This is a genomic window from Amycolatopsis sp. WAC 01376, from assembly GCF_003947415.1.
GTDB lineage: Bacteria > Actinomycetota > Actinomycetes > Mycobacteriales > Pseudonocardiaceae > Amycolatopsis.
Map to the genome: position 1 here is coordinate 778823 of NZ_QHKL01000003.1, position 25157 is coordinate 803979.

28 protein-coding genes are annotated in these 25157 nt (G+C 68.3%); 13 read left to right on the top strand and 15 right to left on the bottom strand.

What is annotated here, in order from left to right; genetic code table 11:
• Positions 1–28 precede the first annotated feature (28 nt).
• A complete protein-coding gene (locus DMH03_RS20460) occupies positions 29–541 on the top strand; it encodes a helix-turn-helix domain-containing protein (RefSeq protein ID WP_233611564.1) in 513 nt (170 codons plus the stop codon).
• A 463-nt stretch (positions 542–1004) separates the two neighbouring features.
• Here DMH03_RS20460 and DMH03_RS20465 read toward each other — a convergent pair whose 3' ends face one another.
• The 5 genes from DMH03_RS20465 to DMH03_RS20485 are packed head-to-tail and all read right to left on the bottom strand — an operon-like array spanning position 1005 to position 4488.
• Positions 1005–2327: an NAD(P)/FAD-dependent oxidoreductase gene (locus DMH03_RS20465; RefSeq protein ID WP_125793584.1), complete on the bottom strand. Its 1323-nt coding sequence runs from the start codon at positions 2325–2327 to the stop codon at positions 1005–1007.
• A complete protein-coding gene (locus tag DMH03_RS20470; RefSeq protein WP_005164337.1) occupies positions 2320–2556 on the bottom strand; it encodes a ferredoxin in 237 nt (78 codons plus the stop codon). Before DMH03_RS20470 ends, DMH03_RS20465 begins: the two co-directional genes overlap by 8 nt.
• Before the next feature lie 19 nt (positions 2557–2575).
• Positions 2576–3181: a ferric reductase-like transmembrane domain-containing protein gene (locus DMH03_RS20475; protein WP_125793585.1), complete on the bottom strand. Its 606-nt coding sequence runs from the start codon at positions 3179–3181 to the stop codon at positions 2576–2578.
• Complete coding sequence (locus tag DMH03_RS20480; protein ID WP_125793586.1) at positions 3174–3944, bottom strand: DUF4142 domain-containing protein; 771 nt, start codon at positions 3942–3944, stop codon at positions 3174–3176. The genes DMH03_RS20475 and DMH03_RS20480 overlap by 8 nt, the downstream gene beginning before the upstream one ends.
• A complete protein-coding gene (locus DMH03_RS20485; RefSeq protein ID WP_125793587.1) occupies positions 3928–4488 on the bottom strand; it encodes a hypothetical protein in 561 nt (186 codons plus the stop codon). Before DMH03_RS20485 ends, DMH03_RS20480 begins: the two co-directional genes overlap by 17 nt.
• Before the next feature lie 271 nt (positions 4489–4759).
• Between DMH03_RS20485 and DMH03_RS20490 the strand changes: the two genes are divergently transcribed.
• The 4 genes from DMH03_RS20490 (at position 4760) to DMH03_RS20505 (ending at position 8205) form a co-directional block, all read left to right on the top strand.
• Complete coding sequence (locus DMH03_RS20490) at positions 4760–5311, top strand: sigma-70 family RNA polymerase sigma factor (RefSeq protein WP_034317190.1); 552 nt, start codon at positions 4760–4762, stop codon at positions 5309–5311.
• Complete coding sequence (locus tag DMH03_RS20495; RefSeq protein ID WP_125793588.1) at positions 5308–6063, top strand: anti-sigma factor; 756 nt, start codon at positions 5308–5310, stop codon at positions 6061–6063. Before DMH03_RS20490 ends, DMH03_RS20495 begins: the two co-directional genes overlap by 4 nt.
• Before the next feature lie 202 nt (positions 6064–6265).
• On the top strand, positions 6266–7438 hold the full coding sequence (locus DMH03_RS20500) for a DUF1996 domain-containing protein (RefSeq protein WP_125793589.1): 1173 nt from the start codon (positions 6266–6268) through the stop codon (positions 7436–7438).
• 209 nt (positions 7439–7647) lie between these two features.
• On the top strand, positions 7648–8205 hold the full coding sequence (locus tag DMH03_RS20505) for a sugar O-acetyltransferase (RefSeq protein WP_125793590.1): 558 nt from the start codon (positions 7648–7650) through the stop codon (positions 8203–8205).
• A gap of 4 nt (positions 8206–8209) precedes the next feature.
• On the opposite strand, the gene DMH03_RS20510 is transcribed toward DMH03_RS20505, so the two are convergent.
• Complete coding sequence (locus tag DMH03_RS20510; protein WP_199745424.1) at positions 8210–8677, bottom strand: Lrp/AsnC family transcriptional regulator; 468 nt, start codon at positions 8675–8677, stop codon at positions 8210–8212.
• Positions 8678–8780: 103 nt separating this feature from the next.
• Here DMH03_RS20510 and DMH03_RS20515 point away from each other — a divergent pair, with 103 nt between their 5' ends.
• A complete protein-coding gene (locus DMH03_RS20515; RefSeq protein ID WP_125793591.1) occupies positions 8781–9257 on the top strand; it encodes a DUF2000 domain-containing protein in 477 nt (158 codons plus the stop codon).
• A gap of 682 nt (positions 9258–9939) precedes the next feature.
• Here DMH03_RS20515 and DMH03_RS20520 read toward each other — a convergent pair.
• Genes DMH03_RS20520 through DMH03_RS20540 form a run of 5 tightly spaced genes read right to left on the bottom strand, consistent with a single transcriptional unit; the run spans position 9940 to position 14137 of the window.
• Positions 9940–10731, bottom strand: coding sequence for an alpha/beta fold hydrolase (locus tag DMH03_RS20520; protein WP_125793592.1), 792 nt, complete (start codon positions 10729–10731; stop codon positions 9940–9942).
• A 31-nt stretch (positions 10732–10762) separates the two neighbouring features.
• Complete coding sequence (locus DMH03_RS20525; RefSeq protein ID WP_125793593.1) at positions 10763–11809, bottom strand: nitronate monooxygenase family protein; 1047 nt, start codon at positions 11807–11809, stop codon at positions 10763–10765.
• Positions 11806–12531 carry a CoA-transferase subunit beta gene (locus tag DMH03_RS20530; RefSeq protein WP_125793594.1) on the bottom strand — a complete coding sequence of 242 codons (726 nt, stop codon included), beginning with the start codon at positions 12529–12531 and terminating at the stop codon, positions 11806–11808. Before DMH03_RS20530 ends, DMH03_RS20525 begins: the two co-directional genes overlap by 4 nt.
• Entirely contained in the window at positions 12528–13388 is an 861-nt protein-coding gene (locus DMH03_RS20535) for a CoA transferase subunit A (RefSeq protein ID WP_125793595.1), read from the bottom strand. The genes DMH03_RS20530 and DMH03_RS20535 overlap by 4 nt, the downstream gene beginning before the upstream one ends.
• A complete protein-coding gene (locus DMH03_RS20540) occupies positions 13388–14137 on the bottom strand; it encodes an enoyl-CoA hydratase family protein (RefSeq protein ID WP_125793596.1) in 750 nt (249 codons plus the stop codon). Before DMH03_RS20540 ends, DMH03_RS20535 begins: the two co-directional genes overlap by 1 nt.
• Positions 14138–14228: 91 nt before the next feature.
• On the opposite strand from DMH03_RS20540, the gene DMH03_RS20545 reads away from it, so the two are divergent.
• Complete coding sequence (locus DMH03_RS20545) at positions 14229–15026, top strand: SDR family oxidoreductase (RefSeq protein WP_125793597.1); 798 nt, start codon at positions 14229–14231, stop codon at positions 15024–15026.
• Positions 15023–15928, top strand: a complete 906-nt coding sequence (locus DMH03_RS20550) for an SDR family oxidoreductase (RefSeq protein ID WP_125793598.1) — start codon at positions 15023–15025, stop codon at positions 15926–15928. The genes DMH03_RS20545 and DMH03_RS20550 overlap by 4 nt, the downstream gene beginning before the upstream one ends.
• A 107-nt stretch (positions 15929–16035) precedes the next feature.
• Here the strand turns inward: DMH03_RS20550 and DMH03_RS20555 are convergent, their stop codons facing one another.
• Positions 16036–16902: an N-acetyltransferase gene (locus DMH03_RS20555; RefSeq protein WP_125793599.1), complete on the bottom strand. Its 867-nt coding sequence runs from the start codon at positions 16900–16902 to the stop codon at positions 16036–16038.
• A 66-nt stretch (positions 16903–16968) separates the two neighbouring features.
• On the opposite strand from DMH03_RS20555, the gene DMH03_RS20560 reads away from it, so the two are divergent.
• Both DMH03_RS20560 and DMH03_RS20565 read left to right on the top strand, forming a co-directional pair.
• The gene (locus DMH03_RS20560; protein WP_125793600.1) at positions 16969–17814 is read left to right on the top strand and encodes a hypothetical protein; all 846 of its coding nucleotides are present in this window, start codon (positions 16969–16971) and stop codon (positions 17812–17814) included.
• Positions 17815–17854: 40 nt separating this feature from the next.
• Positions 17855–18340, top strand: coding sequence for a pyridoxamine 5'-phosphate oxidase family protein (locus DMH03_RS20565; RefSeq protein WP_125793601.1), 486 nt, complete (start codon positions 17855–17857; stop codon positions 18338–18340).
• Between the two features lie 4 nt (positions 18341–18344).
• Here DMH03_RS20565 and DMH03_RS20570 read toward each other — a convergent pair whose 3' ends face one another.
• A complete protein-coding gene (locus DMH03_RS20570; RefSeq protein ID WP_125793602.1) occupies positions 18345–19508 on the bottom strand; it encodes a steroid 3-ketoacyl-CoA thiolase in 1164 nt (387 codons plus the stop codon).
• Between the two features lie 243 nt (positions 19509–19751).
• Here DMH03_RS20570 and DMH03_RS20575 point away from each other — a divergent pair, with 243 nt between their 5' ends.
• From DMH03_RS20575 to DMH03_RS20585, 3 genes are read left to right on the top strand one after another with little or no spacing between them, the layout of a single operon-like run.
• Entirely contained in the window at positions 19752–20978 is a 1227-nt protein-coding gene (locus DMH03_RS20575; RefSeq protein WP_125793603.1) for a cytochrome P450, read from the top strand.
• Between the two features lie 27 nt (positions 20979–21005).
• Entirely contained in the window at positions 21006–21794 is a 789-nt protein-coding gene (locus DMH03_RS20580) for a transglutaminase family protein (RefSeq protein ID WP_125793604.1), read from the top strand.
• A gap of 48 nt (positions 21795–21842) precedes the next feature.
• Positions 21843–22865 carry a YhjD/YihY/BrkB family envelope integrity protein gene (locus tag DMH03_RS20585; RefSeq protein ID WP_125793605.1) on the top strand — a complete coding sequence of 341 codons (1023 nt, stop codon included), beginning with the start codon at positions 21843–21845 and terminating at the stop codon, positions 22863–22865.
• A 73-nt stretch (positions 22866–22938) separates the two neighbouring features.
• On the opposite strand, the gene DMH03_RS20590 is transcribed toward DMH03_RS20585, so the two are convergent.
• Together DMH03_RS20590 and DMH03_RS20595 are read right to left on the bottom strand one after the other, a co-directional pair.
• On the bottom strand, positions 22939–24102 hold the full coding sequence (locus DMH03_RS20590) for a thiolase domain-containing protein (protein WP_125793606.1): 1164 nt from the start codon (positions 24100–24102) through the stop codon (positions 22939–22941).
• Positions 24099–25154, bottom strand: a complete 1056-nt coding sequence (locus DMH03_RS20595) for a thiolase domain-containing protein (protein WP_125793607.1) — start codon at positions 25152–25154, stop codon at positions 24099–24101. The genes DMH03_RS20590 and DMH03_RS20595 overlap by 4 nt, the downstream gene beginning before the upstream one ends.
• Positions 25155–25157 lie beyond the last annotated feature (3 nt).

The window sequence follows — 25157 nt, forward strand, 5'->3', positions numbered from 1 at the left end:
TAGAGCATCGTGGTTGTAAGATGCAACCATGGTGAAGCGGACGACGTTCGACGAAGCTTCGTGCCCGGTGGCGCGCTCGGTCGACACGATCGGCGACTGGTGGTCACTCCTGATCGTGCGCGACGCCTTCGATGGCGTCCGCCGCTTCGGCGAGTTCCAGCGCAGCCTGGGCGTCGCGAAGAACATCCTGTCCGCGCGACTGCGGGCGCTCGTCGGGCACGGGGTCCTCGACGTGGTCCCGGCCTCCGACGGGAGCGCCTACAGCGAATACGCCCTGACGCCGAAGGGACGCGACCTGTTCCCGGTGATCGTCGCGCTGCGGCAATGGGGAGAGGCGCACTTCTTCGCCGAGGGCGAGCCGCGGTCGGAACTGGTGGACCGGGACGGTGGACGTCCGCTGCGCGGACTCGAGGTCCGGGCAGCGGACGGACGTGTCGTCGGGCCGGACGACACCGTGGTCGTGAAGGCGCCGGTCCGTGAGGGCCTCCTTGCCTACCCTGAAGGTAGGGAAGGGGCCGTTCACTACCTCCCCAGTACATGAAGGACCCCATCCTTGCGCCTAGGTGCAGGAAGGGGTCCTTCATGTACTTCAACCTGGCATCACGCACGAAGCGCCGCGGGTCACGCAGCAGGCGCCTAAGAGGAGCCTCGCCTCCACGGGCAGGTCATGGCGTGGGCGCCCCTGTCATAAAGGGGTGTGTGGAAATAGGGACACTCAACGTCCCTATTTCCACACACCCCCGACCAATCCCTCAATGACCCAGGATCGCGGGAGCCGAGCGGTATGGATCGGGGCCCTCCCAGGTGAGTCATGCCTGGAAGGGCCCCGACCGGATAAGGGGAGCCCGGAGGGCGGGGTTCCGACGGAGCCCGAATCACCGTCGGTCCCGGTTCCTCCCGGCGTCCCCGAAGGGGGTGGCGGTGGGCGCGGAGGCCCGGCGACCCACCGCCACCTGAGGGACCGCGGCCGCCGCGCGCGGCCCCGGTCCGATCGCGATCCCGGGTCACCCGGCGGGAACGCGAGCCCAGGGCATCCTTTCCGGCGCGGGAACGGCTTCGGTCGGCGTTTCGGAAAGGAAGTCCCGCTCGAACGGGGCCAGGATGTCCTCCCCGATCGGCGTCGCCGCGAACGAAGGCGCGGCGGGGGCGGGGGACACCGGCTCGGGCACCGGCAGCCGCCGGTCGAGTTCGGCGGTCCAGTGGATCATCGCCTTCGGCCGGTCCCAGCCCGCCGCGCCGATGAGCCTTCCGTCGCGGACGAAACCGGTGACCCCGTCGGAGAGTTCGATCGTGTCCTTGCCCAGCGACGGCATCCCGACGGTCTGCAACCGCGCGTCGTACAGGGAGGACCAGGCGCGGGGGAGCGGCGTGTACGGCCGGGCGTTGCCGCGGCCCAGCATCAGGCTTTCCGCCGCGGCGCGGCCGGATTCGACGCCGTTCATCCAGTGCTCGACCCGCCGCGGCGTCTCGTCGATGCGCAGGTTCGGCCATTTCGCGACGTCGCCGGCGACCACGACGTCCTCCGCCCCGACGGCGAACAGGGTCGATTCGCACAGGACGCCGTCGTCGATGGTCAGTTCCGAGCCGCGCAGCCAGTCCACGGCGGGCACGCTGCCGATCGAGAGCACCACGCAGCTGGCCACCAGGAACTGGTTGTTGGTCAGGTGCAGCCCGACCGTCTCCTTGGTGCTGATCCAGTTCCGCACCTCGGTGTTCATCGCCAGCTTGGCGCGATGGTGCTGATGTTCCTTGGTGAGCGCCGACGCGATCCGCTCCCCGAAGCGGTGCAAAGGCGCCTTCGCGTGACCGATGAGGGTGACGTCCCGGCCCATGTACCGCATCGACGCGGCGAACTCGTTCCCGATCAGGCCGCTGCCGATCACCACGACGGATTTGTTGCTGTTCCCCAACGCCCGCCGCACGGCCAGCGAATCCTCCACCGTGCGCAGCACCCGGACCCGGGGGTCGTGGCGCGGCGAGCCGGGCAGATGCCGGGGGTAGACGCCGGTCGCGACGATCAGGCCGTCGTACCAGAGGGATTCCCCGCCCGGCAGGTGCACCGTGCGTTCCTTCGTGTCGAGCCAGGTCGCGCGGGTGCCGAGCCGCCAGTGGACATCCAAATCGAGGTACGGCTCCAGGCTCGCGGCCACCGGTTTCACCCCGCCGGTGATGAGTTCCTTCGACACCATCGGCCGGTGGTACGGCTTGCGCGGCTCGTCGCCGACCAGCACGATCTCGCCGTCGAAACCTAGTTCCCGCAACCGTTCCGCGGAGCGGAGACCGGCGACGCCGGCACCGACGATGACGATCCGATCTCCGTCACTCATCGTCGTACGCCCCTTCTCCCTTGACTCTGATGGCTTGTTTCGGGCAGAGCCGGGCGGCGGAGATGGCCTGGTCCAACCCGTCCCGGTCGACCATCCGGCGGATGCGGAGCTTGCCGTCCGGTCCGATCTTGAAGGTGGCCGGCGCTTCCATCTCGCAGAAGCCGAAGATCTCGCACCGCTCGTTGTCGACGCTGACGCGAGTGCCGCGCCGTACGCTTCCGAAGATCATTTTTCGTTTCTCCAAGTCGTCAGACCAGTTCTTCGACCAGGCCCAGCCGTTCCAGGTACCGGGTGGGCGTGAACCGCAGCGCGGTCAGCACCACCACGGGGACCAGCAGCGTGATCCCGCCGAACCACAGGAGGCCGAGGTGCCCGTTGGCCATGGCACCGAAGAAGGCGTGCAGCGCGGTGATCGCGACCGCCGGATAGGCGAGCCGGTGGATCCACAGGAAGCGCCGGTAGGAGCTGAACCGGCTGATCCCGCCGGTCAGTGCGACGGCGATCATGACCTCGAGCCCGAGGACACCGAGTTCGTGCCGCGCCAGCGTGCCCGGCAGGAGCGGGATGGTGATCTGCGCGAGCGTGAAGCCGTCGGGCAGGAACAGGAACGACATCGCGTGCACGACGCCGAACGACAGCGTCAGGATGCCGAGCACCATATGCGAGTTCCGCAGCGCCTTCCGCCCGGTCAGCGACTTGATCCAGCCGGTCGCCGTGAACACACCCCAGCACAGGGTGAGGCACATGAAGCCGTACGAGATCCGGGCGGAGGTCTGCGCCATGCCCTTGATGCCGGTGTCGGTGTCCGTTCTCTGGGTCAGGACGATCACCACCTCGGACCACTGGTCATACATTGATCTCTCCTGGGGCACTGGGAACCGGTTCCGGTTCGGCGGCGGCCGCGCGTTCGCGGGTCCGGGTGTTCTTGCTGCGCAGCGTCCGGAGGGCGTAGAACAGCCCGCCGCCGAGCACCACGGCGAGCAGCAGGCCGAGGGCGAAGTCGCCGAAGCCGACGTCCATCGCGCTGTTGGCCGAATTCGACTGCGGCACCGGGGCCTCCGGCAGCAGCGACTGGTCGACGACGCCGGTGCTCTCCAGCAGGGTCATATGCCGCAGCACCGCCTGGTTGGCCGTGGTGGCGTAGTCACGGACGACGTCGTTGCGGGTTCCGGCCCTGACCTGGGCGATGACGGGGAACAGCACCCCGTGCGCGTACCGGAGCCGGTTCGCGAAGATCCGGTCGAACTCGCTGTCGTCGCGGGCGGCCTTCATCTCGCCGAGCCACGCGGACTGCTGATCCGACGGTTCGCGCGGAAGGGCGATGCCGAAACGGTCGGCGATGACGTGCGTCGCGGTGTCGAGCCTGCCGTGGTCGATCATCAGCGTGCGGCCGACTTCACGGGTCCGCCGGCTCTTCCCGCGCTCCTGCGCCCACATCCCGGCGGGCATTTCCCACAGGCCCGCCAGTTTGACGTTGACGATCAGGTTCTTGTCCGCCGCGGAGAGTTCTTGGGCGTGCGCGTCACCGACGGGGCCGAGCAACGTCACCGCGGCTGTCGTCACCAGGACGAGCACCAGGCGAAAGAACCCGCGAGGGGTGTCAGATGCCGAGGTCATCGGCCTGCCAGGTGTCCGCGGTGAGCAGCACTTTCGTCCCGTCCGGTTTGGCGGGGAACCACGCGTCGTCGACGCCCTGCCCGCCGGTGTTGCCGGGCATCGCGTCGTCGGCGTTGCGGTAGAGCGGCCAGCCCGCGAGCGTGACCTGCTTGCTGCCGTCGTCCCTGGTCACGGTGCCGACGAGGGCCCGATCGATTCCGGTGACCACGAGTTCGCCGTCCGCTTTGGCGGGAATCCAGGTCCGAGAACAGGTTTCGGTGCAATTCGATTTGGGCGGGTCGACCGAGTCCTTGTCATAGCGGTAAAGCGTGAAGCCGTTGGTGTCGGTGACGATCGGTCCGAGGTCGAACAGGATCGCCGCGGCGACACCGGGCGCCGCTTCGGCCGCGGGGTCGGGCATTCCCGGGATTTCCGCCGCTCCGGCGGCCGGGGCCGTACCCGGAGAGCCGTTCGGTCCCGCGGTACCGGTGGTGCAGGCCGCGGTCAGCGTGATCGCGGCCAAGGTGAGGGTCAGAGGTATGACCGAGCGTGACACGGGGTTCACGGAAATCCTCCTGTCGGGGAAGAGGAGAACGCCATCACCGCGGGGAGATGGTGTGCAGGCAGGTTTGACTCCACTGTGGACACTCAAGAGGGACACTCAAGATCCACAGTGGATTTCGGCGATGCGGGGGACAGCGCCGGGTCGGGGCCTTCGGTAGGGGATACGGTCACGAGTCGGAAACGGTTCAAAAAACTTTCCCGTCCTCGGAGAACGGGGTCCGAACGGTTTTGGTACTGGACTTATCGCCCTCGCGCACACAAAGATGTGCCGCGTGGGACGCCACTCTCGGATACTGCAGCCAATAGTCGATCATGAACCCGCGTCGAACGGGCATGACGACCTCATCAGGGCGTTGTACCAGGAGTTCGGATCGAGCCTGATGGCGTTCGTGCTGAAGCTGACCGGCCACGATCGCCAGTGGGCCGAGGACGTGGTCCAGGAGACGCTCATCAAGGCGTGGCGCAACGCCGGCAAACTCGACCGGCAGCCGGAAATGCTGCGTGCCTGGCTCTTCACCGTGGCCAGGCGCATCGTCATCGACGGCTGGCGGAGCCGGAGCGCCCGCCCTCAAGAGGTGGAGGAACTGGAGTCGGATTCGATCGGAGTGCCGGACGAATCGGAGAAGACGCTCGCGGCCATGATCGTTTACGAGGCCCTGCGCAATCTTTCCCCGGAGCAACGTGAAGCCGTCCAGCAGACCTACTTGCGTGACCGCACCGTGAACGAGGTCGCGGCGACGCTGGGGGTTCCGCCGGGTACGGTGAAATCGCGGATCCACCACGCTGTGCGCGCGTTGCGCAGGGCGTTGCAGGAGCGGGGGTGAGCGACGTGTCCGGAACCGTCCACACGGACATCGCCGCCTACGTGCTCGGCGTCCTCGGCGAGGAGGATCACGCGAGGTTCGAGGCGCATCTGCTGGAGTGTCCAGAGTGTCAGGTCGAACTGGTGGAGATGTACCACCTGCCCGACATCCTGGACATGGTCAAGAAGAGCTGGCCGGATCCGCCCGTGAAGGGCCCGGGGCCGCGGGTGCTGCGGATGCTGCTCGCGGACGCCGCCAAGGCGGGCCGCCGGCGCAAGGTCATCCGGCTCGCGACGGCCGCCGCCGTACTCGTGCTCGTCGTCGGCGGCCCGCTCACCGTTCTGTCGCTCACCGACCGTGAACCGGTCATCACGCAGGCCGCTCCCACCGTCGTCACGTCGGTGGTGCCTGCGCCCTCCTCCTCCCGGGAACGGGACGCGGGCCCGGACGGCGGCGCCGCCCCGTTCGGCTGGTCCGAAGCGGGCAACGCGGTCGCCGCGGAGGTCACGGTGCAGGAGAAGGAGTGGGGCAGCGCCGTCGAACTCGAACTGCGCGGCCTCATCGGCCCGATGGTCTGCCAGCTTTTCGCCTACTCCCACGGCGGAGAGGCGTACGTCGTCAACAACTGGAGCGTGCCGTCCAAGGGATACGGCGTCCCCGGTTCCCCGGATCCCCTCGTCATCACCGGTTCGACGGCGTTGCAGAAGGCCGACATCGAACGCTTCGAGGTGCACAAGCAGGACGGCACCGTGTTGGCCATCGTGCGCCGCTAGTCTTATAACGGAAAGATAACGGCGAGATCGCTTTTTGAACCGCCTCCCGGCTGGAGCCGTATCTCCCAGTAGCCGGATGTCCCTCGGCGGGCGAACGGAAGGTTCGCCGCGAAATCGGGAATCCGCTTATTCGACAAAGGCGTGGCTCATGCCTGGGCGCGATTGTTCGCGTGCCCGGAAACGTAATGAGGTGAGCAAGTCAATGGCACGAAATCAAGGGCGCCATCGCATCGCCCGCAGGACCAAGATCGCGACCGCGTTGTTCGGCCTGTCGATCGCGGTCGGTGGGCTGGTGGTGTCCACCACGACCGGCGACTCCGACAGCGCCGCCGCGGACGAGGTGGACAAGTCGCAGTTCGTGGACATCACCCAGGTCCGGCCGAACGTCGACAAGCCGGAACCGGGCCGGAACGCCTCCACGGGTTCGTTCACCGTCGACTGCGGCAAGAACGAGAACGGGCATTTCAATCCCGACAACTTCATCGCGCAGCCGGGTGTCCGCAACGGTGCCCAGCATCTGCACGATTACGTCGGAAACCTTTCCACGAACGCGGATTCGGACAACGACAGCCTGCTGGGCGCCGGCACCACCTGCGAGAACGGTGACGAGTCGACGTACTTCTGGCCGGTGGTGCGGATCGACACCGCGGAGGAAGCCGAAGGGCGACAGAACCAGAACCAGGATCAGCAGCAGAGTGGCCGGGACCAGAACCGCGACGGTGACCGGAACCGGCAGCGGAACCAGGACAACGACCAGCAGAACCAGCAGAACAACCAGAACCAGGACCAGCAGAACCAGGCTCAACTGGAAGAGCCGAACGCGGACAACGAACTCGCCGGCAACGACGGGGAGATCCAGCGGCCCGCGGTCGTCGACATCACCTTCAAGGGCAATGCCCAGGAGAAGGTGCAGGAGATGCCGAAGTTCCTCCGGATCCTTTACGGTGACGCGAAAGTCACCACCAACGGTCCCGCCAACGCGCGGGAGAGCTGGACCTGCACCGGTTTCGAGAACAGGGTGATCAAGCAGTACCCGATCTGCCCCGAGGGCAGCGACGTCAAGCGGGTGCACACGTTCCCGAGCTGTCTCGACGGCAACAACATCGACAGCGAGAATCACCGGGACCACATCAAGTACCCGGACGAGAACGGCGAATGCGCGAACGGCCTCACCGCCGTCCCGGAGCTCACGATCTCACTGACCTACGAGATCCCCCGGCAGATCCAGGTCAACGGCCAGTACAAAGTGGACTCTTTCCCCGAAGAGGACCACAACCCGTTCTCCGATCACGACGATTTCGCGAACGTGATGTCGGACCAGATCATGGACCGGCTCGTCGACTGCGTCAACGAAGGCCGCAAGTGCCGCGAATGACGCACTGAAACGGAAGCAGGAACCTGCGAAGAGAAAGGAAGATACTCCGGCCCGGCGGGTCCCCCCTTACACCTCACCCACCCGCCGGGCCGGCCCTCCCCGGAAAACGGATCGACACAACTGAAGAACGCTCCGCAAGCGTTCACCCGCCCTGTCGGCGGCTTCCCGAGGGAGGCTCGCCGGCGGGGCACTTTCGGTAGGTTGGCGGTATGGGTGAGCAAAAGGACCGCATGCTGCGCGGGGAGCTGTACCGGGACAACGACCCTGAACTGGTCTCGGACCGCAGGCGTGCGCAGGCGCTCGTCGACCGGTTCAACGGCACAGGCGGCGAAGAGACCGGTGAGCGGGACACGATTTTGCGTGAGTTGCTGGGCAAACTCGGCGAAGGTTCCTGGATCATGCCGCGGTTCCAGTGCGACTACGGCTATCTGATCGAGATCGGCGCCAACAGTTTCCTCAACTACGACGCCATCCTGCTCGACTGCGCGCCGATCAAGATCGGCTCGGACTGCTCGATCGGCCCGCGCTGCCAGCTGCTGACCGCGCTGCATCCGATGGAGGACCACGAACTGCGGCGGGCTCGCTGGGAATCGGCCGCGCCGATCACCATCGGGGACAACGTCTGGTTCGGCGGCGGCGTCATCGTCTGCGCCGGGGTCACCATCGGCGACGACACCGTGGTGGGCGCGGGGAGTGTGGTCACCCGCGACCTGCCGTCGAAAGTGTTCGCGGCGGGCAACCCGGCCCGCGTCATCCGCGAGCTCTGAGGTTCTACCGGTCCACCGGCGTGATCCGCGTGCGCCGGCTGTGCTCGAACACCATCGAGGTGCGCACGTCGGCCACCTCGGGGCGTTCGGTCAGCTTGTCGATCACGAAGGCGTAGAGGCTGTCGTTGTCCGGGACCGCGACATGCAGGATGAAGTCCTCGGTCCCGGTGGTCACGTAGAGCCCGACGAGGTCGGGGAGGGCGTTGACCCAGTTCCGGAAGCCTTCGATGTTCCGTCGCGAGGGCGGGCGCACCCGCACCGCGATGAGCGCCTGCACCCCGCGGCCGATCGACGGCAGGTCCACGTCCAGCAGCGCGCCGCGGATGACGCCGCGTTCCCGCAGCCCGCGGGTGCGGTCCAGCGCGGTGGTCGGCGAAACGCCCACCGCGGCGGCCACTTCGCGGTTGGTCTTCCGTGCGTCCGACTGCAATTGCGCCAGGATCGCCTTATCAAGTTCGTCCAAGCGCGCCATCTCAGCCCTTCCACCGTATTAAGTACGAGTACGGTGGACTGTACTCGTATGTCCTCTTAGCTTGGCCTTGTTCATCCGTTGATGTGAGCAGGAGATCAGCTGAATGTCCGAGTACGGTACGGCCATCGGATTCACCCCCGACGAGATCGACCTCACCGCGTCCACCCGATCGGCGAGGTTGAAGTGGGTCATCGTGGTCAACAGCGAGCTGCCGCCCGGCCGTGCGGTCAACGCGGCGGTCTGCACCGCCGTCGCCACGGCGAAGTCCGTGACCGGTCTCCTGGGAGACGAAGCGGTCGACGCGAACGGCGAGCACTACACCGGCCTGCCCTGGGTCGGCTGCTCGATTCTGTCGGCCGACGCGGAGAAGCTGCGCGCCATCCGTGCCAAGGCCGCGGCCTCGCCGGGGTGCCACGTCGCCGACATGCCAGCCGTCGCCCAGCAGATCCGGGTCTACACCGATTTCCTCGCGACGATGAAGGAGATCCCGACCGAGGAGATGGACTTCTGCGCGATCGGCATCGTCGGCCCGCGCAACCGGATCGACAAACTGGTCGGGAAGTTGCCGCTGATGCCGTGAGCGGGTGGCCGTTCGGTACAGGTGGTCGTGAGTGGCGATTCGTGTTCTAACCCGAAACGCCACCTGCAGGAAGGGGTGAAGGTCGAGTTTCCTCGGCTGAGCCGAGGGAAGGGGGCCTTCACGCGCTGTCGCTGTAGTGCCGAGGCTCCAGGGGGCGTTCCTGCCCGCCCGTCTGCCTCGGGCCAGGCTGAGCTCAGGGGCAGGGTCCCGGCAAAGTCGCATAATCGCTGTTCGGTTCTGGGTCGTGTGCTACTCGAGGCGTGCGCCAAGCCCCTGGGTGTCCATAAGGGACACTTTCGAGCGGTGAAATGTCTGATTGATGGCTGGATGTGCGGTTCTTGATGGGGGTCGTGAGTGGCAATGATCGTTAGAACGATCATTGCCACTCACGACCCCTTCACAAAGCGCCCGAATCGGGCACTGTTACCTGGAAAGGGTCCCCTGTGGACAGTCGAGGAGGTGTCAGGCCACTGTGACGGGCCCGCACCCGTCATCAGAACCCGAATTGTCACTCGCCACTCACCTCACCAGCGGTTATGCGACTTTGCAGGGACCCTGATCTTCAGGGTAGGGAAGGAGGCCCTCACGGACCCGCGATCCCGACCCACCCGCCGTAGGCACCTGGAACACGGTCGGCCCTAACCCGAAACGCCACTCACGACCACCTGTACCGACGCCGGCTTCAGCCTTCGAGGAGGTCCCGCAGCGCTTCGGTGAACTGGGCGGGGTTCCGTTGTGGCGCCAGATGTGCCCCGGGCATCTCGGTGAACGGCAGACCCAGTTCGAGCGCGAGGACCTTCGCGGGCTGGTAGTGGTAGTGCCCCCGGCTGCCGACGCCCGCGACAGGGACGATCTCGGTCCTCGTCTTCCGCAGCGCCCGAAGGTCGGGAAGGTAGTCGAGGATCTCGGCCAGTTCGCGGCCGAAGAGCCGTTTCCAGTCCTCCTCGTTCGGCAGCCGGATCGCGCGCAGTTCGGGCAGCGCGGCGCCGGCGATCCCGTCGGTGAACCGTTTGAACGCCCCCATCAGGTCGCCTGCCTGAGCGAGCCGGACCTGCGCGTTGGCCTCGTCGAGCCAGCCGAGCGCGTCCGGCAGCAGCTGGATGGCGGGGGGCTCGTGGGCGACCAGCACGGTCGCCGCGTCCGGGTAGCGGGCGACGAGGTCGAGACCGATCATGGCGCCCGCGCTGGTCCCGAACACGCTGGCGGGCCCGCCGCCGACGTGCTGAAGAACCGCGTGGGCGTCGTCGGCCTGCTTCGGCACACTGACCGGACCGGTGCTGGTGTCGGTGCTGCGGAAGTGACCACGCCGGTCGTAGGTGACGACGGTGTAGTCGTCGGCGAGCAGCTTCGTCATCGCCCGGAACGTGTCCGCCGAGCCCAGCCCACCGGCGATCAGGAGCAGAAGCGGCCCTTCGCCGGTGCTGCGGACGTACAGCTCACCGTCCTCGACCGGACAACGACTCTCCGAGATCATGGCCGAAGTCAAGCACAGCGCGTTCGGCCCCTCACTCCGAGGCCAGCCGCCGCAGGATGCCGGTGGCGTCGGCCACGATGGTCTCGATGAGGTCGCCGACCGCGGGCAGGTCGTCGAGCAGGCCGACGACCTGCCCGGACGCCAGCACCCCGGCGCTCCGGTCGCCCTCGACGAGCCCGGCGCGCAGCAGCATCGGCGTGTTGGCGGCCATCAGGACCTGCGACCAGGTCCGGTCGCCGCCACGTTTCATCCGCACTCCCTCGATGGCCAGCGAGCGCCACGACAGCCCGGTCAGTTTCCGGAACTTCGAGGCGTTGCGGGCGGCCCTGGCGAGCCCGCGCACCGGACCGGCGGACTCGAGCGCGTCGACCAGTTCCGTGCGGAGGACGCGATGCGGCATCCCGTCCACCTTGCGGGTGACGACGGTGCCGTTGAGGTCACGGGCGAGGTAGGCCTGCTTGATCTCGTCGGGCACGGTGCTTTCCCTCGTCAGGAGGAACCGGGTGCCCATGGCGACGCCGGCCGCCCCGTAGGCGAGCGCGGCGGCCAGCCCCCGGCCGTCGAAGAAGCCGCCCGCCGCGACCACCGGGATGTCGACGGCGTCCAGCACCGACGGCAGCAGCAGTGTCGTCGCGACCCCGCCGGTGTGCCCGCCGCCCTCGCCGCCCTGCACGATGACGGCGTCGGCGCCCCAGCCCGCGACCTTCTCCGCGTGCCTGGCCGCGCCGACCGAAGGGACGACGAGGACGCCGTTGTCCTTGAGTCGCGCGATCATGTCCTTCTTCGGCGCGAGCGCGAAGGACGCGACGCGGACCTCCTCGGTGATGAGCAGTTCCACCCGGCGCGCGGCATCTTCGGCGTCCGCGCGGAGATTGACGCCGAACGGCTGGGATGTGCGGCTCTTGACCTCCCTGATGGCCGCCGCCAGCTCGTCGTAGGTCATCGTCGCGGACGCGAGGATGCCGAGGCCGCCCGCTTCCGCCGTCGCGGACACCAGCCGCGGCCCGGCGACCCAGCCCATCCCGGTCTGCACGATCGGATGCCGGATCCCGGCCAGCTCGGTCAGCGCGGTCTTCACGACGGGACTTCCTTGTCCCGCAAGGACTTCGGATCCAGGCTGGTGCGGATCAACAGCAGCTCGGCCTCGGTCGGCAGCCGGGACTCGGTGACCCCGTCGGTGCTCAGCGGGAACGACGTCGCCTCGACGACCTCGTCCACGGAAACCCCCGGATGTACGGAAAGCAGCCTCGGCGCGTGGTCTTCACCGCCGAAATCCAGGACGCCGAGGTTGGTGACGACGCGGTGGACGTCGTGATACCGCAACCCGGCCTCGCGGGCCTTGACGTAACCGACGCCGGACACGACGTCGACCTGCTCGACGAAGACCCGCTTGCTGTGCCGCGGAACCCAGTAGCTCGTGCGGTGGTTGGCCGTATTCCCCGGCCCGCCCCGAACGCCGAGAAGTTGTTTCTTGGGCTGGGAATGCTCGCCGATCGCCGAGATGTTCTGGTTGCCGTCGCCGTCGATCTGGTTGGCGCCCATCACGACATGCCGTTTTCCGCGCGGTACCACGGTGTCGAGGACCTTGCGGAACGGCTGCCAGCCTTCGACGACGGCGTCGGAGGTCATCAGATACGCCTCGCCGTCGGACAGCAGGATGTCCGGTTCGAACGTCAGCCTGGCGAGCCTGGCGCCCAGCGACGGGATGAACCCCATGGGGCTCACCACGATTTCTCCGTCACCGCGGAACAATTCGGCGCAGGCCACGACAGCCACTTCGGCACGACTGATGTCACTCATGCGGACTCCCCGAATTCGGCGACGGCCTTCTGGTACTGCGCTTCGTCACCGGACAGGAACCTGTCGACGAAGTGCGGCCACGCGTCGAGATCCTTGGCCGCTTCGGCGTAGTGACGCTGGAAACGTTCGTCGCGTCCGTAGTCCGGGACAGCGGTGGTGAAATGCGCGCCGTTCGGCGTTTCGGCCACCCCGGTGACGAGCATCCGGCTCAGCAGCAGGCTCTGCACCGGCCCAGCTTCGGCGAGTTCGGCCGTCTCCACGATCTTTTCCGTGGACACGTAACACTTTTCGGCGGCCAGAGCGAACAGTTCGTCGAAATACGGATCCGGCCCGAGATACTGCGCGTTGCCCCGGGCGTCGGCGCGGTTGAGGTGGACGAAGGCCGCGTCGAGCTCGAGGGCGGGCACGGCCAGCAGCTCTTCGGCGTCGTCGTACGGGGATCGGACGGTGCGCAACGACGGGTTCAGGTCCATGACGCCGGAGCCGAGTCCTGCCCGCGTCGGAAGGAACGGAAGTCGTTGCGCGGCAGCGGAAAGGCCGGTCCCGAACACGCCTTCGTCGTACTCGGTGACGGAGATCGACCCGGACTCCCGCGCCCGGGAGAACCACGGGTCGTAGGGGATCGAGTCCAGGGTGACGAAGCCGAAGACGAGATGCTTGATCTTGCCCGCCGAGGCCAGCAGCCCGACGTCCGGGCCGCCGTAGGAGACCACGGTGAGATCCTTGACCGGCGAGCGCAGGATCGCGCGCACCAGCGCCATCGGCTTGCGCCGCGAGCCCCAGCCGCCGATCCCGATCGTCATGCCGTCCCGCAGTTCGGCGGCGATCTCGTCCGGCGTCATCCGCTTGTCGGCCATCACTTCCCCTTACCGTCCAAGAACTCCTGGCGCGCGCCGTCGGAGACGCCCGCCAGGTTGAGTTCGAAGGTGAATCCCTGCTCGAAGCGGTAGCTGCGATGCACGGGCTGGACGTCGATGCCGTTGATGGCCTGTTTCGCGGCGCGGATCACGCGGGTGTCCTTCGCCGCGATCTGCCGCGCGACACCGAGCGCGGTCTCGTCGAGCTCCTCCCGCGAGACCACGGCGTAGACGGAACCGTGGTGGTGCAACTGGGCCGCGGTGATCGTCGACGCCGTGTAGTACAAGGCGCGCATCAGATGCTGGGGGACCAGCCGCGAGAGATGGGTCGCCGCGCCGAGCGCGCCGCGGTCGACCTCCGGGAGCCCGAAGGTCGCGTCCTCGCTGGCGATCACCACGTCCGCGTTGCCGGCCAGGCCGACCCCGCCGCCGAGACAGAAGCCCTGCACCGCGGCGATCACCGGGACCGCGCAGTCGTACACGGCGGAGAACGCCGCCGCGCAGCCCTCGTTCGCGCCGATCAGCGCGCCGTACCCGGGATCGCGCTGGATCTCCTTGATGTCGACCCCGGCGTTGAACCCGCGGCCTTCCGCGCGCAGCACCACCACATGGGTCGCGGGATCGCGTCCGGCATCGGTGACGGCGGAGGCGAGGGCGAACCAGCCCTTCACGCTCAGCGCGTTCACCGGGGGCGCGTCGACCGTGACCACGGCGATGCCGGGCTCCGGTGAGTGGGTGGAAACGGTCATCGTGCACCCTTCTCAGCTACCAAACCTAGCACTTGCTTGGTACGTTAGCAGGACGTCCGGCCCGGGTACAGCGACGTGAAGGAGGCCTCGCATGGCACTCGAACTCCGGCTCGACGGCGCCGTGGTGCTGGTGACCGGCGGGGTGCGTGGCGTCGGCGCCGGTGTCACCAGGACTTTTCTGCGTGCCGGCGCCGAAGTCGTCACCTGTGCCCGCACCGAACCCGAGCGGCCGGTCTGCGCCGGGGAGAGGGCATCGACGTTCATCTCCTGCGACGTCCGTGACCCTAAAGAGGTCGACGCGCTCGTCGAAGAGGTCGTCCGGCGGCACGGCAGGCTCGACGTCGTGGTCAACAACGCGGGCGGCGCGCCGTACGCCGAGGCGGCGAACGCGTCGCCGCGGTTCCACGAAAAGATCGTCGCGCTGAACCTGCTGGCGCCGTTGACCGTCGCCCGCGCGGCGAACGCGATCATGCAGCAGCAGGAAAGCGGCGGCGTCATCGTGAACATCAGCAGTGTGAGCGCGACGAGACCGTCGCCGGGGACAGCGTCCTACGGTGCGGCGAAGGCGGGCCTGGACAACCTGACCGCGTCGCTCGCCGTCGAGTGGGCGCCGAAAGTGCGGGTCAACGCGCTCGACGTCGGCATGGTGCGGACGGAGCACTCGCATCTGCACTACGGCGACGAGGCGGGAATCGCGGCCGTGGGCGCGACAGTCCCGTTAGGACGGTTGGCCGAACCGGACGAGATCGGTTCCTGCGCGGTGTTCCTGGCGTCCCCGCTGGCCTCCTATGTCAGTGGCGCCTGCCTGACCGTGCACGGCGGGGGAGAGGTGCCTGCTTTCCTCGCCGCTTCCAATTCCAAGGTCGAAGAACGAAAGGAGCCGGTGTGAGCGGGATCGCCGACGGCCGGATCGTGGTGGTGACCGGGGCCGGTCGTGGAATCGGCCGGGCGCATGCGCTCGCTTTCGCCGCCGAGGGCGCGCGGGTGGTGGTGAACGACCTCGGCGCCGGGATCGACGGCAGCGGCGGGTCGGCGGGGCCCGCGCAGGACGTCGTCGACGAGATCGAGGCGCTCGGCGGCAAGGCGGTCGCGAACACCGGCGACATCGCGTCCTGGGACGGCGCCGCCGCGCTGGTGCGGACGGCCGTCGAAACGTTCGGCGGCTTGGACGTCCTGGTCAACAACGCGGGATTCCTGCGCGACCGGATGCTCGTCAACCTCGGCGAGGACGAATGGGACGCGGTCATCCGCGTCCACCTGAAGGGCCATTTCGCACCGACGCGGCACGCCGCCGAGTACTGGCGCGCCGAGTCGAAAGCGGGCCGGACGCGGGCGGCGCGGGTGATCAACACCAGCTCCGGCGCCGGCCTGCTCGGCAGCGTCGGGCAGGGGAACTACGCGGCCGCGAAGTCCGGGATCCTGGGCCTCACACTGGTCGCGGCCACCGAATTCGCGCGCTACGGCGTCACCGTGAACGCGATCGCCCCGGCCGCCCGCACCCGCATGACCGAAGTGGCCTTCGCCGACGACATGGCCGCGCCGGAGGACGGTTTCGACGCCATGGCACCGGAAAACGTGTCACCGCTGGTGGTGTGGCTCGGCAGCGAGGAGTCGTCCGGGGTCACCGGGCGGGTGTTCGAGGTCGACGGCGGCCGCGTCTCGATCGCGCAGGGCTGGCGGCACGGAACGGTGCGGGACAAGGGATCCCGGTGGTCACCGGCCGAACTCGGGCCTGTGGTGGCGGAGCTGCTGGCGGAAGCTCCGGTCCCTGAACCCGTTTACGGGGCTTAGGGTTTCAGTGCGGCGCCGAGCTCTTATGTCGTGAAGGGCCCCTTTGAGACGATCATCGTCTCAAAGGGGCCCTTCACGACATCCCCACGACTGCGGTCCCTGGGGCCCTAAGCGTCCCGTGCGAGATCCCTGACCTCGGGAAGCCGCTTGAAGCCACCCGATTCGTAGGTCGCGACGGCGGCGACGTTGGAACTCGGCGTGTTCACGCCCGCGCTCGACGACCCCAGCTCCCGGAGCGCGGCCGCCGCGGCGAAGGTGATCGCCCTGCCGTAGCCGTGCCCGCGATGGTCCCGGTGCACGCCCATCGGTTCCAGCACACCGGGTTTGCCCGGACCGGCCGACCACACGGCCACCGCCGCGACGGCCTCGCCCCGCTCGTCGTACCCGACCAGGTACCGGGAGTCGGCGTACGGCGCACCGGTCGCCATCGTGCGCCACTTCTCGGGAGTGAACGTCGAGCCGTCGAACGCTCCTCGCATCACGTCGGCCCATACGTGGCAGTTGTCCGGTCCGATCGTCTCGATCCGCAGGTCCGGGGCCTTCACCGGTTCGGCGAGGTCGAGGCTCAGCGGCGTCCACGGTTCGCCGGTGCGCCAGCCGTGTCCGGGCAGCAGATCCTGGAGCAGCGCGTCCATCGGCGCCTCGACGGCCACCTCCCCCGACGGCAGCACACCGCGCTCCGGCGCGATCACGTCTTCGGCCATCCGCTGAGCCAGTTCCTCGTCCCGACGGACATCGGGCGCGGTCGTCACCCGCAGGAGGTCGGCCCCGTCCAGGAGCCCGACGGCGACGATCCGGCCGTCGCGGCGCCAGATCCGGACCGCCGCGGCCGTCGCCTCCGCCCCCGAGCGCCAGAACCAGCCGAGGTCACCGGGATGCAGCTGCCAAGCCACCCCTTCGGATTGCCAGTCCCGCAGCGCGTCCACGGCCTCGTTCAGCCCGTCGAGTCCCGGTCGCTCCAAGTCGATCGCCATGCCGGTGATCACACACCACCGGACGGTGGGCTCGCATCCGGTTTTCGGTGAGGCCAAGATGAGGACGTGAAGTCACTTCAGCGCCGTCTCTGGGAGGCGGTCGAGCCGCTGCACGCCGTCGTCTACTTCGCCCCGGAAACGGCGGCCGCGGCCAAGGCGGTGGGTCTGCCGGGCTGGTGGATGGGCTATTTCGCCGGCCGGGTCGCGCCGTTCGGGCCGCTGCCGGAACCACCCGCGACCGCGATGCTCTTCGGGTTCGCCCCGCGGAGGGTCGCGCGATCCCTGCCGGACGCGTGGAAATACGCCGAACCGGCTGCCGTGCTCCAGAGCCGGATGGACGCCGTCGAGGCCGCCCTGCACCGGATCCTGCCCGCCGACGCGCCTTTCGAAGAACTGGCCGATCTGCTCGAACAGGCCGTCACCGGCTGCGATTTCGCGGCCAGGCCGCTCGCCGCCGCCTGGTCATCGGTCGCCAGGCCCGCCACGCCGGTCGGAAGGAGCTGGCTCGCGGCGACGGTGCTGCGCGAGCATCGCGGGGACGGTCACGTGCTTTCCGCGGTCGCCGCCGGACTGCGCGGACTCGACACCACGCTGACCCATATCGGCAGCGGGGCGGTGACCCGCGAGGTCATCCAGATCAATCGTGGGTGGTCCGATGACGAGTGGGACGAGAGCGTCGCGCGGTTGGCCGGACGAGGCATCCTCGACGGCGATTTGAAGCTCACCGAGCAGGGAATCGCGCTGCGCCAACGGATCGAAGACGAGACCGACCGCCTCGCCGCGGGCCCCTCGGAAGCACTCGGGGAGGACGGGGCAGCCGAAGTCCTGCGGATCGCCGTCCCGTTGAGCCGCCGGATCTTCGACACCGGTGCGATCCCGCTGCCGAACCCGATGGGGGCGCCGCGGCCCTGACCGCTCGAAACTGTCGGACCCCGGTGGGACGGTGTTCCGCATGGCGACGTGGCAGCAGTTCAGTGAAGAGGCACCCGCGCTGGCGGAGAAGATCAAAGAGCGGTTCACCGCGGCGAAGTCGCATGTGCTGGCGACGGTCCGGCGGGACGGCTCGCCAAGGGTCAGTGGCAGTGAGGTCGATTTCCGTGAGCAGGACCTGCTGATCGGTTCGATGATCGGCGCGATGAAGGCGAAGGATCTGCGGCACGACGGCAGGTTCGCGATCCACGCCGCCTCGGCGATCGACGAGGGCGGCGCGGACGCGAAGGTGTCGGGAAAGGCCGTCGAGATCACCGATCCGGCGGAAGTCGCCCGCCTGCAGGGCGACGACGGGGAGGCACACGTCTTCCGGCTCGACCTCACCGAGGCGGTGCTGACCTGGGTCGAGGGCAACACCATCTATTTCGACTTCTGGAAGGAGGGTCAGGGGAGCAAACGGCTCGCGAGGCCGGACAACGGTCCGGTGGTCGAGGTCGGCTTGGGCTAGCGCGCTAGATCCGTTCGATGATCGTGCCGGTGGAAAGCGCGCCGCCGGCGCACATCGTCACCAGTGCGGTGCTCGCGTCACGGCGTTCCAGTTCGTGCAGCGCCGTGGTCAGCAGGCGGGCGCCGGTGCTGCCGACGGGATGCCCGAGCGCGATCGCGCCACCGTTCACGTTGACCTTGTCCTCGCCCGCCCGGTGCACCCGTTGCCACGACAACACAACTGAAGCGAACGCCTCGTTGACTTCGAAGAGGTCGAGGTCGCCGATCGTCATCCCCGCCTTGGCCAGGACACGTTCGGTCGCCTGCACGGGACCGTCGAGGTGGTAGTACGGCTCGGCGCCGACCAAGGCCTGCGAGACGATCCGCGCTCGCGGCTCGAGGCCCAGCGCCTTCGCCCGATCCGAGTCCATCAGGAGGAGCGCGGCCGCGCCGTCGGAGATCTGCGACGACGTCCCGGCCGTGTGCACGCCGCCTTCGACGACGGGCTTGAGCTTGGCGAGGCCTTCGACGGTCGTGTCACGCAGCCCTTGGTCACGGGACACCAGCCGTGTCTCGCCGGTCGGCGTGCCGTCCTCGCCGAGCACGGGTGCCTTCACCGCGACGACCTCGCGATCGAAGTGTCCCGCTGCCCAAGCGGCTGCCGCCTTGGCCTGCGACGCGGTCCCGAACAGGTCGACGTCGTGGCGGGTGATCCCGCGGCGTTCCGCGATCCGCTCGGCCGCGCCGTACTGGTTCGGCATGTCGATCGACCAGGTCTGGGGCCGTGGTGTGCCGATGCCCTCGCCGCGGTTCGCGCCGAGCGGGACCCGGCTCATCGCCTCGACACCGCAGGAGACGCCCACGTCGATCGCCCCGGCCGCGATGAGCCCGGCGATCAGATGTGTCGCCTGCTGCGCCGAGCCGCATTGGGCGTCGATGGTGGTCGCACCCGTGGTCTCGGGGAGCCCGGCGTGCAGCCACGCCGTGCGCGTGACGTTGCCCGCCTGCTCGCCGGCCTGGGTCACCGCACCGCCGATCGCCTGCTCGACCAGCGCCGGATCCAGTCCCGCGCGTTCGAGCAGGGCGCGCTGCGCCGCGCCGAGGATCTCGGCGGCGTGCAGCCCCGCCAGGTGACCCCGCCGCTTGCCGATAGGGGTGCGGACCGCCTCGACGATCACCGGACTACCCACGTTCGCCTCCTGGGAAACACCGTTCACTACCGAGAAAAGTAGAACACGTTCTTGATTTGAGCAAGTCACCCCTGGATCGGCCGGTTTTTGATCACTGGTCGCCGTTCCCGCTTCATGCCGCGCTCGAAGGGTTCCCGCTGCCTGAGTAAACGGGTTTCACTGAAACTCTTCACTTGGTAAACGCCGTATGCTTCAATCGGGTCTAGAACGTGTTTCATTGGCGAACCGCGTAGGAGGTAGCCCGTGGCCGCTCCCCTGATCCCCGCCGGTTTCGATTTCACCGATCCGGATCTTTACGCCACCAGACTGCCTCTGGAGGAGTTCGCCGAACTCCGCCGTACGGCACCGGTCTGGTGGAACCCGCAGCCGCACAACACCGCGGGCTTCCGCGATGACGGCTACTGGGTGGTCAGCCGGCTCGAAGACGTCAAGGCGGTGTCGAGGGACAGCGAGCTGTTCTCCTCGCGGGAGAAGACCGCGATCATCCGGTTCGACGAGAACATGACCGACGACAGTCTCGAAGCCAATCGTCTGGTCCTGCTCAACATGGACGCCCCGCAGCACACGAAGCTGCGGCGGATCGTGTCGAAGGGCTTCACGCCGAGGTCGATCTCGAAACTCGAGGACACCCTGCGCGATCGCGCGGAGAAGATCGTCAGCGAGGCCAAGAAAAAGGGCTCCGGCGACTTCGTCGTGGACGTCGCGTGCGAGCTTCCGTTGCAGGCCATCGCCGAACTGATCGGCATCCCGCAGGAAGACCGGATGAAGGTCTTCGACTGGTCGAACCAGATGGTCTCCTACGACGACCCCGAGTACGAGGTCGAGCCGCTCGCCGCGTCGGCGGAGATCGTCGGCTACGCCTGGAACATGGCCGAAGAGCGGCGCAAGTGCCCGATGGACGACATCGTCACGAAGCTGATCCAAGCCGACGTCGACGGTGAGTCGCTGGCCTCCGACGAGTTCGGTTTCTTCGTCATCCTGCTCGCCGTCGCGGGCAACGAGACCACGCGCAACGCGATCACCCACGGGATGAAGGCGTTCCTCGATCACCCCGATCAGTGGGAGCTGTACAAGAAGGAGCGGCCGAAGACCGCCCCGGACGAGATCGTCCGCTGGGCGACGCCGGTGGTCGCCTTCCAGCGCACCGCGACCAGGGACACCGAACTCGGCGGCCAGCACATCCGCAAGGGCGACCGGGTCGGCATGTTCTACAGCTCCGCGAACTTCGACCCGGACCATTTCGACGAGCCGGAGAAGTTCGACATCCTCCGCGAGGACAACCCGCACGTCGGCTTCGGTGGCACGGGATCGCACTACTGCATCGGCGCCAACCTCGCGCGGCTGGAAATCGATCTGATCTTCAACGCCATCGCCGATGTCATGCCGGACATCACCGAAGTCGCCCCGCCGGACCGGCTCCGGTCGAGCTGGCTCAACGGGATCAAGCACTACCAGGTCCGGTACGCCTGAGCCGATGGCGTGGGGCACCATGGGGCCATGGGTCCCCACGTTCAGGTCGATGTCGAAATGTCCTTCCGGGTCACGAAACCCGGCCCCGCCGCGTTCGTGGTCGCGCTCGCCGGCGGGGCCGCCCAGGAGGAGTTCGCCTATCCCGCGCCGCCGCGCCAGGTGGCGTTCGAACACGGGACCCGGGCACAGGTCGTCGATCTGCCGTCCGGGGAACACGTCGTGCGATACCGGGCCCAGCGCGAGCTCGACCCCGCCGACGCCGAGCCGCTCGGCCAAGACGATCTGATCCGCTACACCCGGCCCAGCCGGTACTGCCCCTCGGACCGGATGGGCGGGCTCGCGTTGTCCCGCTTCGGTGGCTTGCCCGACAGGCGCACCCAGGTGGAGGCGATCGTCCGGCATGTCGGCGAGCACCTGTCCTATGTGGTCGGTTCCGGTTCGCCGACCGACGACGCCGTCGACACCTACCTCGCCGGGGCAGGGGTTTGCCGCGACTACGCGCACGTCTGCATCTCGCTGTGCCGCGTGATCGACATCCCCGCCCGGTTCGCCGCGGTCTACGCGCCCGGACTGTCCCCAATGGACTTCCACGCCGTGTTCGAGGCCGCGATCGACGGCCGCTGGTACGTCTTCGACGCGACCGGCCTCGCGCCGAGGCAGAGCCTGTGCCGGATCGCGACCGGACGCGATGCCGCCGACACCGCGTTCCTCTCCACCCTCGGCTGTGAGCTGGACTTTCTCGGCAACACCGTCCTGGCGACCGCGGGCCCGGCACTGCCGGAGGACGACGGCTCTGGGTTGATCGCGCTCGCTTGATCGCGTGTTGACCACGAGCCGTGACCTCGCTGAGGTAGACATTGGCGTGTGAGGGAGAAGCAAGCACCGACGAAATGGAAGCGGCTGCGTGCCCGCTACCGCTGGCTGGACCACGTGGCGCGGGCGGTGAACCGCTACATCGAGTACGGCGGTTACCACTACGTCGCGTCGATCACCTATTTCAGCCTGTTCTCGCTGGTGCCCATCCTCATGGTCGCGGTGTCGGTGGCGGGCTTCGTGCTGGCGAGCCAGCCGCAGCTGATCGAGTCGATGCTGAGCGCGATCACCGGCACCCTGCCCGGCGGCCTCGGCGACAAGGCCGGCGAACTGCTCACCGGGTTCGTGGAGCAGCGGACCAGCGTCGGGATCATCGGTCTGATCATCGGGTTGTACTCCGGCTGGAACTGGATGAACTCACTCCGCGACGCGCTCACCGCGCTGTGGGGCCAGAACCGGTCGGATCTGCCGTTGCTGCGCACGATCGCCGCGGACCTGCTCGCGCTGCTCGGCCTCGCGAGCGCGCTGCTGGTCTCCTTCGCCATCACGATTTCCGGCTCGGCGCTCGGCCGGTATCTGCTGGGGCTGGCCGGGGTGGACGACACCGCCTGGGGGCACAACGTGCTGTCGGCGATCTCGATTCCCTTGGCACTGCTGGCGAACTGGCTCGTGTTCCTCTGGGTGCTCACCCGGCTGCCGCGGAAACCGGTCGGGGTCCGTAGCGCGATGCGCGGCGCGGTCGCGCTGGCACTGGGCTTCGAACTGCTGAAGCAGGCCGGTGGGATCTACCTGCGGTTGATCGGGAACTCGCCGACCGGGGTCGCGTTCGGTTCCATCATCGGCCTGATCTTCTTCATCTCGCTGGTGGCCCGGATGCTGGTGTTCGTCACGGCCTGGACGGCGACCGCGCGCGACGCCCCGCCGGATCCGGTCCGGCCGCCGCCGCCCGTGGTGGTCCGGCCCGTGGTGGCGGCGCCCGATCGGCACGGCTTCAAACCGGTGCTGGTGGGTGCGGTGACCGGGGTGGTCGCGACACTGGCCGCGCAACGCCTCCGGCCACGCCGCCGCCCCTGACCCCAAGCGCTATGAACGGTCCGTTACTGGCAAAATTTGCCAGTAACGGACCGTTCATAGCGCCACAGGGCCATCAGGAACCGGGTTTCGCCGACCCCACCACCCACATCGAGAAGAACTGCGAACCGCCGCCGTACGCGTGCCCGAGCGCGATCCGCGCGCCGTCGACCTGGTAGTCCCCGGCCCGGCCCATCACCTGTTTGGCCGCTTCGGAGAAGCGGAGCATCCCGGACGCGCCGATCGGGTTCGACGACAGCACGCCGCCCGACGGGTTGATCGGCAAGCGGCCGCCGAGCGCGGTTTCGCCGGCCTCGGTGAGCTTCCAGCCTTGGCCCTCGTCGGTGAATCCCAGGTTCTCCAGCCACATCGGCTCGAACCACGAGAAGGGCACGTAGATCTCGGCGGTGTCCACTTCGGACAGTGGGTCGGTGATGCCCGCGTCCCGCCACAGCGCGGCGGCGGCGTCCCGTCCGGCCTGGGGGTTCACCTGGTCGCGTCCGGCGAACGTGGTCGGTTCGGTGCGCATCGCGGTCGCGTGGATCCACGCCGCGCGACCGGGGACGGCGTCGCCCGAGGCTTCGTCGCCGATCACCATCGCGCAGGCGCCGTCCGAGGACGGGCACGTTTCGTCGTAGCGGATCGGGTCCCACAGCATCTGCGACGCCTGCACGGACTCGACCGTGATGTCGGACTGCCGCAGATGAGCGTACGGATTGAGGGCGCCGTTGCGGCGATCCTTGGCCGCGACGATCGCGCCGACGTGGTCGGGCGCGCCGGACCGGCGGATGTACGAGCGCACGTGCGGCGCGAAATAGCCACCCGCCCCGGCGCCCACCGGCATCTGGAACGGCGGCAGGATCGACAGGCCCCACATCGCGTTCGACTCGGATTGCTTCTCGAAGGCCACGGTCAGCACCCGTTTGTGCACCCCGGCCTGCACCAGCGACGTCGCCACGAGCGCGGTCGACCCGCCGACCGAGCCCGCGGTGTGCACCCGCAGCAACGGTTTCCCGGTCGCGCCGAGCGCGTCGGCGAGGAACAGTTCGGGCATCATGACGCCCTCGAACAGATCCGGCGCCTTGCCGAGGACGACGGCGTCGATGTCGTCCCAGCCGGTCTGGGCGTCGAGCATCGCGCGGTCGATGGCCTCCCGGAGCAGTCCGGGCATGGACACGTCGGTGCGTTTGGCCTTGTGGTGGGTCTGGCCGGTTCCCAGTACGGCCGCGAGGTGCTTCACGAGAGGACCTCCAAGGTCGCGACCAGGTTCTGCTGGAGGACGGGGCCGCTGGTCGCGTGGGCGAGGGTCTTGCGGGCGCTGCCGTCGAGGATGCGGTTCGCCGCCTCGCCGATCCGCGCCAGTCCCGCCGAGAACATCGGGTTTCCGGTCAGGACACCGCCGGAGGGGTTGATCCGCACCTGGTCGCCGAGGCCCAGCGCCTCGCGCAGGATCAGTTCCTGATGGGTGAACGGCGCGTGCAGTTCCGCGACCTCGACGCCGTCGAGATCGAGCGCGCGCCCGGCGGCCACTGTGGACGGTGACTTGGTGAGATCCCGGACACCGAGCGCGGGGGAGTCGACGCGATGCTCGATGCCGGTGATCACCGCGGGACTGTCGACGAGGTCCGCCGCTCGCTCGACCGAGGCGAGCACGAGGACGGCGGCGCCGTCGGTGACGGGGGCGATGTCGTGAGCGCGTAAGGGATCCGCGACGAACGGGGCGTCAAGGAGATCGGCGACTTCGACCGATCCGGAGAGCTGCGCGGCGGGATTCCCGGTGGCGTCGGCGCGGCTGCGCGCGGCGACTTCGGCGAGATCCTTTTCGGACCACAGCCCCGCTTCGAGTCCGAGCCTCGCCTGGATCCCGGCGACGCTCACCGAGTCCGGCCACAGCGGCGCGACGACGTACGGGTCCATTTGCAGGGCCAGCACCCGGCGCAACTGCCCGGCGGACGACTTGCCGAACCCGTAGACGAGTGCCGTGTCGACCTCGCCCATCCGGATCTTCAGCCACGCCTCGTACAACGCCCAAGCGGCGTCCATCTCGACGTGCGACTCGTGGATCGGCGGGAAGGCGCCGATGGCGTCGACCGCGGCGATGAACGAGAACGCGCGGCCGGCGAGGTAGTCCGAGGAACCGGAGCACCAGAACCCGATGTCCTCTTTGGACAGACCGGTGCGCTCTAATACCTCGGCGAAGATCGGCACCAGCATTTCCACGCCGTTGGTGGTGCCCGGGGTGCTGCGGACGTTGGGGGCCTGCGCGAAGCCCACGACTGCTACATCTGGCACGGT